This is a genomic window from Streptococcus mitis, from assembly GCF_002096895.1.
Lineage (GTDB): Bacteria > Bacillota > Bacilli > Lactobacillales > Streptococcaceae > Streptococcus > Streptococcus mitis_AH.
The window spans coordinates 77,177-87,881 of record NZ_NCVI01000019.1; the positions used below are offsets into that span (position 1 = coordinate 77,177).

A 10,705-nucleotide genomic window follows, 5' to 3' on the forward strand; every position below is an offset into this window, starting at 1 on the left:
GATTCTCCTTAGAGTTTTTCTTTATTTGATGACTCTAGTATAATCTCCTAAAATTAAAAAGGATTAAGAAAAAGTTAAAATTTTTCTTAAATCCCTCTTATAAAATACTTATATTAATTAAATCCATAAACAGATTTGGTGATTTGATAGACGACATTGGAAAGTTTGCGAGCTGGCAAGACGGAGTGTTTGGTCAAACGACTCAACATGGTCTTGCGAATAGTCTGAAAGACCTCTGGATTTTCCTGCTGAATATAGGTCCACAGCTCCCGTTTTTTGGCCAGATGCTCTGCTGTTCCAGCTCGGTTAAGCAAAGCACTGGAAATAACCGTCGTAATCTCAATGTGATTCAGCAGATACTCTCGCATTTTGGGGTGGCTTACTTTAGATAAATCAAGCTGGTCTACCAAGAGTCGATTGACCTTGAGTTGCTGGTCAATGCGCTTAATCATCACTTGCTCATTGACTGACTGGTCCTCACGCCCAATCAAATAACGATAGAAATCGACAGGCAGATAGTACATGGTCTTGACCTGCTGAAGGGGGGTAAAGACAAAGAGATTATCGACATAAAAGGTATGCTCAGGCAATTGGAACTGGCTCGTTCGCAACAAATCTGTCCGGTAAATCAGCGAGTGCATCATGATATACTGGCCTTTTGAGAAATTTCCAATCTGATCCCAGCCAAAAATCTTCTGGACAGGCAAGACTGACTCGTAACTCATACTCTTCTTACGAGACTGACCTTCCTTTTCATATACAAAATTAGTCACAAAGGCATCAACTTCCTGCCCCTCACTCTCTAGTTCCTGCAAGGTTTCGAGAATTTTCAGGTAAGCACGGGGATCCACCCAGTCATCACTGTCAACTACTTTAAAATAACGCCCAGAAGCCTCCGCCAAGCCACGATTGACCGCACCGCCATGGCCCTTATTTTCCTGATAGATGGCTCTAACGATGTTAGGATACTTGCTGACTAAACGCTCAGCGATTTCCTGAGTCTGGTCCTGAGACCCATCATTGATAATCAAAATCTCAACTTGCTCACCACCAATCACTAGCGACTCCACACAGTAATGAAGATAGGCTGCGGCATTATAGCTAGGAATGGCGATAGACAATAACTTCATAATCTACTCCTTTAGGGGACTGATTTTTTCTTTCTCTCTTGTCACTTCTTTCTATTCTACCATAAAGTCCAGCTTCTGAAGGACTTTTACTAGAATACAAGGGTTGCTATCTCTATTTGCTATTTTGAGCATCAAAAAAGAGGGGATTCCCCTCCTTACGAATTTAATTCTACCAAGTCATCTAGATACTGGTTATTTATTACTGCCAAGATATAGGCATCTGCCCTCAAGAGATCATTAGGGCCAAACTGGACATCCAAGGGTGAATTTTCTTGTTCACGAAATCCTAGGACATTGAGGTTGTATTTGCCACGTAGATCTAGCTGGCTCAGGCTTTGACCTGCCCAGACACTCGGAATTTTCATCTCCACGATAGACACATTTTTATCCAGCTGAAAGACATCAACATTGTTATGAAAGAGAATGGTCTGCGCTAGAGACTGCCCCATTTCATACTCAGGTGAAATCACCGAGTCAGCACCGATTTTTTCTAGCACCTTCTTAGCTGTCTGGCTTTTGACCTTGGCAATAACCCTTGGTACCCCTAGACTCTTACAATGCATAACTGCAAGCACACTCGATTCCAGATTTTCCCCTGTTGCCACTACAACCGTATCACAGGTATCAATTCCTGCAGTTCTGAGGAGTTCCTCGTCTGTAATATCGCCCACAACTCCACGCGCCAAAACTGGCTCAAATTGATTGATACGCTCGGCGTGGTCGTCAATAGCAATGATATTCATATCTTGCTTGGCAAGGGCCATCAGGACACTACTCCCGAAAATCCCCAAGCCTAAAATTCCAATCGTACGATCTGACATCATTCTTCCTTTCTTATCCAATACTAATATCTGCTTTCATATACTGAATCAAATCTTTCTTATCAGGCTGGTAATCCGCTAGACTAACCAGCAAGGTCAAGGGACCGATACGGCCAATAAACATGAGCACCATGACAATGCTGAGAGCTAGCTTGCCCAATTCTGGTGTCAGATTTGCCGTTACCCCAACTGTCGCAAGAGCTGAAATGGTCTCAAACATAAGGTAGATAAATCGCGGTGTTCCTTCTGCCGTAATTCCCAACAACACCAAGCCCAACAAGAAGGTCATCAAAAAGATAATGAAGACACTAAAGGATTTTTGAACTGTTCGAGCCTCAATAGTTCTCTGCGCAACATTGGCATGAGGTAAACCCAGCAATTCACTACGCGCAAAGACCAACAAGACAAAGAAAGTCGTAATCTTGAGTCCCCCAGCCGTCCCTCCAGGCGCTCCACCCAGAAACATCTGTAGGATATAGATAAACAAGGTCACAGGCCGAGCTTGAGTGTAATCAATAGAAGCAAAGCCAGCTGTTCTCATGCTGACGGTTTGGAAAAAGCTAACCAGCACTTTCTCTGGAACACTGAGATTGCCAATTGTTCCTGGATTGTGCCACTCCGTAAAGAGTGTGGATACTGTCCCAAACAGCAAGATCCCTGCAGTCAAGAAGAGAACCAGCTTAGTGTGGAAACGCAGACGGCGTTTTTTCTTCTTGTCAAACTGGGTTGCCAAGTCAAACCAGACCATAAAGCCAAGACCACCCGTGATAATCAAGCCAGCAATGACCAGATTGATCAAGGGATCCGTCTGAAAAGCCACTAAACTGCTACTGCCGAAATTATCAAAACCAGCATTACAAAAGGCTGAAATGGCTAAAAAGATAGAGGTAAAAATGCCTCGTCCCCAGCCGAACTCAGGAATAAAACGGAAACTTAGTAGAAAGGCACCCAAGCCCTCCACTAGAAAAGTCGTCAAAAAGATAGATCGCATAAAGGCCTTCAGCGACCGAGTCTCCCCGTAACTAAAGCTTTCCTGAATAGTTTCACGACTGCGAAGACTGAGCTTTTGCTTCCCCTGAATATAAAAGACCCCGATAAAAGTCATGAGCCCCAGACCACCAATCTGTATCAAGAGCATACAAATCAACTGCCCCCAGACATTATAGGTAGTAGCTACCGGTTGCGTAGAAAGGCCGGTTACACAGACCATAGACACCGTCGTAAAAAGATGGTCAAAATAAGTGGCCTGCGAACCACTCGCTTGGACAAAAGGCAAACTCAAAAGGAGAGAGCCTATAAAAATAACTCCAGCGAAACTTAAAAAGATGCGACGAGCTGGCGAAAGTCCGCCCAAGGCTCTCTCAATTTTTTTCACAAATAATTTGAATAACATACATCCATTGTACCATAAAAAGTAGGAGAGTAGCTATATCTGAAAGGCTATCTCAAGGCAGAGTTCCAAGGCCTTCTCGAAAGCTTCTGAACCCCAGTCACGACTATCGTACTGGTCCAAGTCTGCTAAGGAATCAGCTGTAAACAACAACTCTCCCCAGAGAACCCCACGCAGTTGGGCTACTGCTGCAAGCGCAGAACACTCCATCTCCACAACAGCACAGCCTTCTTCCTTGCGATAAGCCACCTTTTCAGCCGTTTCTCGGTAAAAACCGTCTGTCGTCCAGGTCATGACTTCTTCATAGGGAATCCCTTTGGCTTCCAACACTCGCTCAATAGCAGCAGTAGCCTCTGGCTGAATTTCCATATAGCGAGAAGGTGCCACATAGTGATAGCTAGCACCTTCGTCTCGTAAAGCCCGAACAGGGACTAGAAAGGCATTTTCTTCTATATCAGCCAGTACACCACAGGTTCCAGTGGAAATAATCTGCTCCACACCATATCCAATCAACCAATCCATAAACTGGGCTGCTGGAGCTGAACCAACAGGAGCCTGAGCCAGACAGACCTCCTTGCCCTTGTAGCTCATGACGTAGACTGGATAGGTCTTGGTGGCAGAAAGGAATTCGCCGACACAGTCCGCCCCTACTTCCCTCGCATAACGGTCAATCTCCTCTTCTAAAAAAGCATAGACACACTTCTTTGGCAAGTGCAAGTCTAGCCCCTCGTGATTGGGCATGATAACCGCACGAGGATTATCATCAAACTCTAAAATAGGAATCGCATGTTTCTGAATCATGACCCACCTCCTCTAATTTTGTACTATTGTATCAAAAGCTGACTGAGTGTCAAGGAGGAGGCTGATAAATTGAGGAGAAAAAAGCATCCCAGTTACGAGATGCTTTTAAATTAATCAATGAAGCAAACTTGCTAAGATATGGAGTAGGTAAATGTGGGCTGGGTAAAAGATGATAAAACCCATAAAAAAGAAACAACCTCCGCTGTTCCTTCTTACTTCTATTTCACATCTATCTCCTTAATCACGCGCGCAGGATTGCCAGCTAGAACAACATTGTCTCCAAAGGACTTGGTAATCACGGCCCCTGCTCCTGCCACTACGTTATTTCCCAGTGTCACTCCAGGAAGGACAATAACGCCACCTCCAGCCCAAAAATTGTCACCGATGGTGATGGGCTTTCCGTATTCGACCCCTGAATTGCGTTCATGCGGATCCAGCGGATGGAGTGGGGTTAAGAACTGACAATTGGGGCCAATCATGGCATTGTCTCCGATACGAATCGGGCAAACATCCAGCATGGTCAAGTTCCAATTAGAATAAAATTTTCCCCTAGATGGATATTGACTCCATAATCGACCACCAGGCGTGGATTGACATAGAAATTTTCCCCAGTTGAACCAAACCAAGTCTTGATAATCTCCGCCCCCTTCAAGGGGTCTGGCTCCTGGTTAAAAGCAGCCTGTTTCTGGCGAGAAGCCTGAGCCAAGGCCCGCAACTCGGGGTCAAACGGATGATAGGGTTCCCCTGCAATCATTTTCTGGTATTCACTGGTCATTGTATTCTTCTCCTTGTTCCCTACTATCATATCAAATTTTCTACATATCCGACTAGGATAAGGGGTACTTTCTACAATTTATGCTCTGATTTTTATCACATCTTGCCTATCTTGCTAAGCGAATACGGGTCACAATTCCGTCTAAGTCTGTGATTTCCAGCTGGCTAGATGTCAGCCACTTGCTTGGTGCATCAACTTCCTGTACTCGCTCGGCAATCATTAACAGTTCTTCTTTATGTGCGACTTCGATGACATAGTAGGCCAAGCCTGGCAAACCCGGCTTACGCGGAGCCAGACTTTTTCCTCCCCATTCATTGACCGCCAAATGATGATGGTAGTCTCCTGCCGCAATCCAACTGGCGCTAGGTACACTGAATTTATCCTCTAGCCCTAACACCTTTTGATAAAACTGGCTGGACTTTCGACTGTCCTTGACGGAAAGATGGATATGCCCCATTCTCGTGCCTTCTGCTAGGATAAAAGGCTCTACTCTGTCCCCCAACTCATAGATATCCTGTGCCGCAAGGGCTTCAGTCACCCCGATAATGCGTCCATCTTCTCGAATATCCCATGTGGAAACCGGCTTATCTCGATAGAGTTCAATGCCATTTCCCTCCAAATCCTCCAAGTAAATGGCCTCGCTGTAACCATGGTCTGCACCGCCGACAAGAGTAATCTGTAAATCTGTCAGGTGTTTCAAGACATCAGCCAAAGCCTTGCGTATCGGCAAAAGAATGGCCAGATGGTAAAGGCCATAATGTTCCCTTACTTGTCCCTCTTCTTGTGCTTGAATCAGCTGCACCAATGCTTTTCCTCCAAGTCCCAGAATGACCTCTGTCTCAGTTTGAGATAAGATTTCCAAACCAATGATTTGCTGATAAAAGGCTATTTGACTGGCCAAATCCTTTACATTTAAAACTGCCTCTGCCAAATAAATGTGGCTCTTGTATTCATAGGTCATAAACTATTCTCCTTTTGTTGTAATTAAAACAATTACATCTATTATATAATTCCTATCAAGAAAGTCAAGCCAGACAACTTGAAAGAACTCCCTTAGCAAAAAACAATCCCAGAAAAAATCTTCTAGGATTGTTTTGTATTTATTTTACTAGACTAGCAAAGTTATTTCTCAAATCAACGTTTTCTGTGGGATTGAGATACATCTTGTCACCATTGGTCGTTGGCGAGTGAAAAACGATTCCTTCGCCAGTGTCTGTAATAGCAAAGAAGTAATTGTGAATGGTTGGATAGTTATCCCAATTACTATAAGTCTCTACAATGCGATATTTGGCAGTGCCACTACCTGTTTTTGAAAATTCCGCATCTAGTTTGCTACCATCTTTCCAGTAAAGCATGTCAGCTCTAATGTTCCCCGATGCGATTCCTTTTTGGTAGTTAGGCTGACCCATTTCATCACCCCAACTCTTCATAAAGTCTGCCAAGGCTGCGGATTTATCAGCTGTCCAAAGGCCGGTTTCTTCTGTTTTGGAAGGAGTCGTTTCCTTGGCTTCTTTCTTACTTTCACTCGATGAACTGCTAGTACTGCTACTACTTGCTTCCGATTTAGAAGAAGAGGAAGAGCTGGCACTCGTTTCTTCCTTAGCAGGGGTAAATTTAAACTCTTCCCATGTAAACTTGTCTGCCGTAACTTCATCAGCTTCTGATTTGCCGAAATTCTCAAGCAACTTCTTATCCGTAATCTTGATAGACTTGCTATCCACTTTTGTAGGTCCCTTGGCACCTTCTAGTTTGTAAAGAGTTCCTTCCCCTTCACCAGTTCCAGAAGACCAGGTCAAAGCTAAGACTTCACCTGTTTTAAAGAATTTCATAGAGCTACGAGCACCACCATGTCCTGCTACATAACCCTCTGCTAGTAGGGTTGGTTGCCCTCCTTTCAGATAATACAAGCCTGTAAAGAAGTAATTTTTCCCTGCAGTTTGGCTACCTACTAACATTTCAGACTGGCCATCTCCATCTAAATCTAGGAAAGTATAACGTTGTTTTGAAGGATCCGCTGCAGCTGCTTCAATAACCCATGAGTTTATCATACGGTCAGATTTGTGAAGCTTGGCTTCGATCTCTGGTGCCTGTTTCTTACCTGAAGATAAGATAACCTCATAATCCTCAAAAACACTCTTATAAAGGTCTTCTGCCTTTGTCTCAGCCTGCTCCTTAGAGCCACCAAAAAAGCTTTTCAAAGGCTCTGGTAAATCAATTGAACTACAAGCAGTCAAGCAAGTCACTGACAGAGCCATAGCCAACCCTAACATCCATTTCTTTTTCATAATACTCTTTTTCCTTTTTTATTCATTATACAAGAAAGACTGGAGAAAGTGCAATTAAAATCCTTAAAAACCCTTGTAAACTGTAATAAAATCAGATCTATTTATATACAACAGAAAAAGGAGCGGATAGAATATCCTACTCCTTAATCTTGTCAGAAAATCTAATTAGAATTAGTCTTCTTTTTTCTTGCGAGCAACAAGTCCAAATCCACTCAAGACTCCAAGAAGTCCAAGTGCTGCTAGGCTAGCATTGTCTGCTGTACCAGTGTTTGGAAGCTCTGCTTGTCCTTTAGCTTCTGATGAAGCTGCTGGAGCTTGTGGTGCTTCACCATTGACTGGGGCTGATGGCATCGCTGGAGCAGCTGGGTTAGCCGGTGTTGTTGGCTGACTTGGGTCTGTAGGAACTACTGGAGTTTCTGGCTGACTTGGGTCTGTCGGTTTCACCGGACTTGTTGGGTTTGTTGAAGGTCTTGCTGGAGAACCTGGTTGAGATGGAATGAGTGATCCTCCATTTGTAGAACCTTCTTTTTGAGGTCTTCCATTTGTAGTACGTTTAAATACGTGGATGACATCGCCAGTTTCTTTAACATTTATTGTTTCTACTAAGGCATATCCTGGGATCTCTCCAGCTGGGTTATCACCTTCAGCTAATGGTTTCACAGGTTTACCATTTACATCTACCCATACTGTAGAAGGTTTGTCAGATGTTGTTGGTTTGAAGATGTGTGTTACTTTACCTGTTTCTGGGTTTGTAACTGTTCCTACTAGTTTGTAGTTTGGTACTTTTCCAGCTTCTTCTGTTCTAGGTGCAGCTGGTTTCAATGGTTTACCATTTACGTCTACCCACTCAGTAGTCTTACCTTCTTCGATTGATTTCTTAACTTTCTCAGCTTCTTTCTTAGCCTTTTCCTTAGCTTTTTCTTTTTGCTCTGGAGTCAAGCTTGGATCTTTATCAATGTTCTTGATTTTTTCTTCCAAGTCTTTATCGACAGATTCTTTCGCTTTAGCTTTTTCTTCTGGGGTTTGATTCTCCTAGGTGATGATGGTGCAACAAGGTCTCAACGACTTCAAAGTCCAAGGCATCGTCGATATCATAAGAATAGAGTTTGAGCATTTCATAGGCTACTGTCTTATCCGTGTAAAAGGTCTCATCTCTCAGGTAAAGATCCTTGCGAGAAATCCAGATACTACCATTGGGATAGTAATAGACAGGCTCTTTTTGCCGAGCATAGTGCTTGGAAACCTGAGGTGGACGGATAAATGTCGACTCCTCCAACTGCAAGAAAAGACTACGACTCTTGTCTGCCTTGACACAAGAAATCAGATGGTCGGCGCCAGACTGACAGTAGAGTTGGTAGGACTCGATGAGGTGCTCCACCTCTCTCAGGGGCGAGGTCACCTGTAGATTCACAAAGACCTGGTCTTCCTCAAAGGGCTGCAAAAAGTCTCGTAAGGTCTCTAAGCTAGAGGTTGTTGATAGGGCCAATTCTTTTGGTCTATGGACACAACGAATCTCTGGATAGGCTTGTCTACAGAGTTCTAGATAGGCTAGTGAGTCTGAGGAAACCCAGATGTCACTAAATAACTTGGAGGCTAGAGCGACTTCTATGGTGTAGAAAACCAAGGGTTTGCCTGCAAGCGGTTTGATATTTTTATCCACTAAGCCGCGTGAACCCGAACGGATTAAAATCACGGCTATGGGTTTAGATTTTGCTTTCATATAGTTTTCCTAGAATTGAGATGAAAAGGGCAGATAGGGTGGTGATGATGCTATTTAACCAGGGATTGGGGTTGGGAAAAAGGCCACTGTAATGATAGAGAACCAAGGCTCCTAGACTAAAGACCAGATAGATTTTGGCTAGTTGCAAACTCGGTTTTTTGAGGAGTAGGACTAAGAGGTACAAACCACCTATCACACCTAGTGTCAGGCCCATAAAGCCGTTAATCCACTCATAGATGGAGTAGATTTCTGCATTCATGAGTAAGAGGCAGAGGAGCCAGGACAGACCTGCTAAGACAAAGGATAGAAGGCTTGGCGACCAGCGAATCTTTGACCAGGTAAAATCCAACTTCAAGCAGGTCACGATTGCATTCATACTAGATGAAACCGTGGATTGGCCTGCTGCCAAGAGAGCCAACATGATGAAACTACCAAACCAAGGTGCCAGACCTTCCCGAGCATAGGCAATGAGAACAGGATTGGTCGATGTGGTGGCGAAATTTTCCTGCCGAATCAAGCAACCAATCAGATAGAGTAAACTGGCAATCCCAAAGGACAAGAGTCCCTGAAACCATAAGATTTTCCCAATTTTCCGACGTCCCATTTTGCTGTTAAAACGTTGAACGATATCCTGCGAAGAAACGTAGGAAAACAAGCTACTAAAACCTGCTCCTGCAACTAAGATAAAGACCATCTTCCCATCCAGCGTCTCTGCAAAGTGAGATAGCTGTTGACTGCTATTCACGACTAAACCAGATTGGGCAATTCTTGGTAGAAATAGGGCTAGTATAGCTAGTAGGACCAAACCCTGAAAGAAGTCCGTCCAAAGCACAACCAAGAGACCACCCCTTGCCAGATAATAGACCGTCAAGATAAGGAGTAAAGCTGACAAGACCAGCGGATTGATAGGGATAAAGGGCTCTAAGGCCTGCGACAACAAGTAGGTCACCACTGCTATTCGCCCCAACTGGTAGAGGATGAAAAGCCCTGAAGCCAGTGAACGAATGCCAGCCGATTGAAACTTGTCCTCTAACAGATGATAGGCTGTCTCGTAGTTTCCCTTTTGATAGAGGGGCAAAAAGTAGCGATGAGCCAGCGGAATGGCTAGAAAGATGCCACACTGGGCAAACCAGAGATAGGACCTGTCTGTATAGGCATTCCCCACCAGAGTCAGAAAGGAAATGGGGCTGAGTAAGGTCGCAAAGACTGAGAAGGCCAAAACTGTCACTGGAACAGCTTTCTTAACCTGATAGTAATCCTCTTCGCTCCCTTTTTTGCGATAGGCAATCCAGGAAATCAAGCCGAAATAGAGCAATAGGATGACTAGAATTCCCAACATCCTAGAAGTTCCTATCTAGTAGTTCTCTGTATATTTGACCTACTTTTTCTGTAAACATTGGTGGTAAAAACTTGGTGTCATACCCTTGTTTCGCTAACGTATCAGTCAACACTTCACTGGCAACTAGGTATTTGTTTGTCTGGCGCAGATTGGCGAGACGTAAGTCTCGCATGATATCTTCATGAACGACTTCATAATAATTTTTGTCCGTATTTTCCATATAACGCCAGAGGCTGGGTTTGGGAACGATTTGTTGGTCACGGATAAAGAGGTCGGTTTGCTGGGCCCATCTAGCTAAGAACTTAACCAGCAAGTCCTCTTCAGAACGGATTTCTCCTCCTATGCGGTAGATGTATTCTGGGTAAAAGATAGTGACAATTCTCGACATACTATACACTCTTTCTCTCTTATTTTCTGCTTACAAAAGAAAAACCACCCTCACAA

The 10,705-nt window shown here is 43.9% G+C and carries 9 protein-coding genes and 2 pseudogenes; all 11 read right to left on the minus strand.

All coding sequences use genetic code 11. From position 1 onward, the window contains the following. Nucleotides 1-113: 113 nt before the first annotated feature. Nucleotides 114-1,130 (minus strand): glycosyltransferase family 2 protein, encoded by a 1,017-nt coding sequence (locus tag B7697_RS04325; RefSeq protein ID WP_084950517.1) that lies wholly within the window; start codon nucleotides 1,128-1,130, stop codon nucleotides 114-116. Between the two features lie 155 nt (nucleotides 1,131-1,285). Further along, nucleotides 1,286-1,951, minus strand: a complete 666-nt coding sequence (locus tag B7697_RS04330; RefSeq protein WP_049544547.1) for a potassium channel family protein — start codon at nucleotides 1,949-1,951, stop codon at nucleotides 1,286-1,288. 13 nt (nucleotides 1,952-1,964) lie between these two features. Next, nucleotides 1,965-3,344, minus strand: a complete 1,380-nt coding sequence (locus B7697_RS04335; RefSeq protein ID WP_049502305.1) for a TrkH family potassium uptake protein — start codon at nucleotides 3,342-3,344, stop codon at nucleotides 1,965-1,967. A 33-nt stretch (nucleotides 3,345-3,377) separates the two neighbouring features. Further along, complete coding sequence (locus tag B7697_RS04340; RefSeq protein ID WP_049502306.1) at nucleotides 3,378-4,142, minus strand: nucleoside phosphorylase; 765 nt, start codon at nucleotides 4,140-4,142, stop codon at nucleotides 3,378-3,380. Between the two features lie 218 nt (nucleotides 4,143-4,360). Further along, a pseudogene (locus B7697_RS04345) lies at nucleotides 4,361-4,917 on the minus strand (sugar O-acetyltransferase). A 106-nt stretch (nucleotides 4,918-5,023) separates the two neighbouring features. Further along, a complete protein-coding gene (locus tag B7697_RS04350) occupies nucleotides 5,024-5,878 on the minus strand; it encodes a VOC family protein (RefSeq protein ID WP_084950518.1) in 855 nt (284 codons plus the stop codon). A 139-nt stretch (nucleotides 5,879-6,017) separates the two neighbouring features. Further along, nucleotides 6,018-7,202, minus strand: coding sequence for a DUF4767 domain-containing protein (locus tag B7697_RS04355; protein WP_239822290.1), 1,185 nt, complete (start codon nucleotides 7,200-7,202; stop codon nucleotides 6,018-6,020). A gap of 171 nt (nucleotides 7,203-7,373) precedes the next feature. After that, a pseudogene (locus tag B7697_RS04360) lies at nucleotides 7,374-8,225 on the minus strand (LPXTG cell wall anchor domain-containing protein); the annotation flags it as partial. Then, nucleotides 8,206-8,922, minus strand: a complete 717-nt coding sequence (locus B7697_RS04365) for an acylneuraminate cytidylyltransferase family protein (protein ID WP_084950521.1) — start codon at nucleotides 8,920-8,922, stop codon at nucleotides 8,206-8,208. The pseudogene B7697_RS04360 and the gene B7697_RS04365, both read right to left, overlap by 20 nt. Beyond that, nucleotides 8,906-10,261: a sodium:solute symporter family transporter gene (locus B7697_RS04370; RefSeq protein WP_084950522.1), complete on the minus strand. Its 1,356-nt coding sequence runs from the start codon at nucleotides 10,259-10,261 to the stop codon at nucleotides 8,906-8,908. Before B7697_RS04370 ends, B7697_RS04365 begins: the two co-directional genes overlap by 17 nt. Nucleotide 10,262: 1 nt before the next feature. Then, the gene (locus tag B7697_RS04375; RefSeq protein WP_239822292.1) at nucleotides 10,263-10,649 is read right to left on the minus strand and encodes a hypothetical protein; all 387 of its coding nucleotides are present in this window, start codon (nucleotides 10,647-10,649) and stop codon (nucleotides 10,263-10,265) included. Nucleotides 10,650-10,705 lie beyond the last annotated feature (56 nt).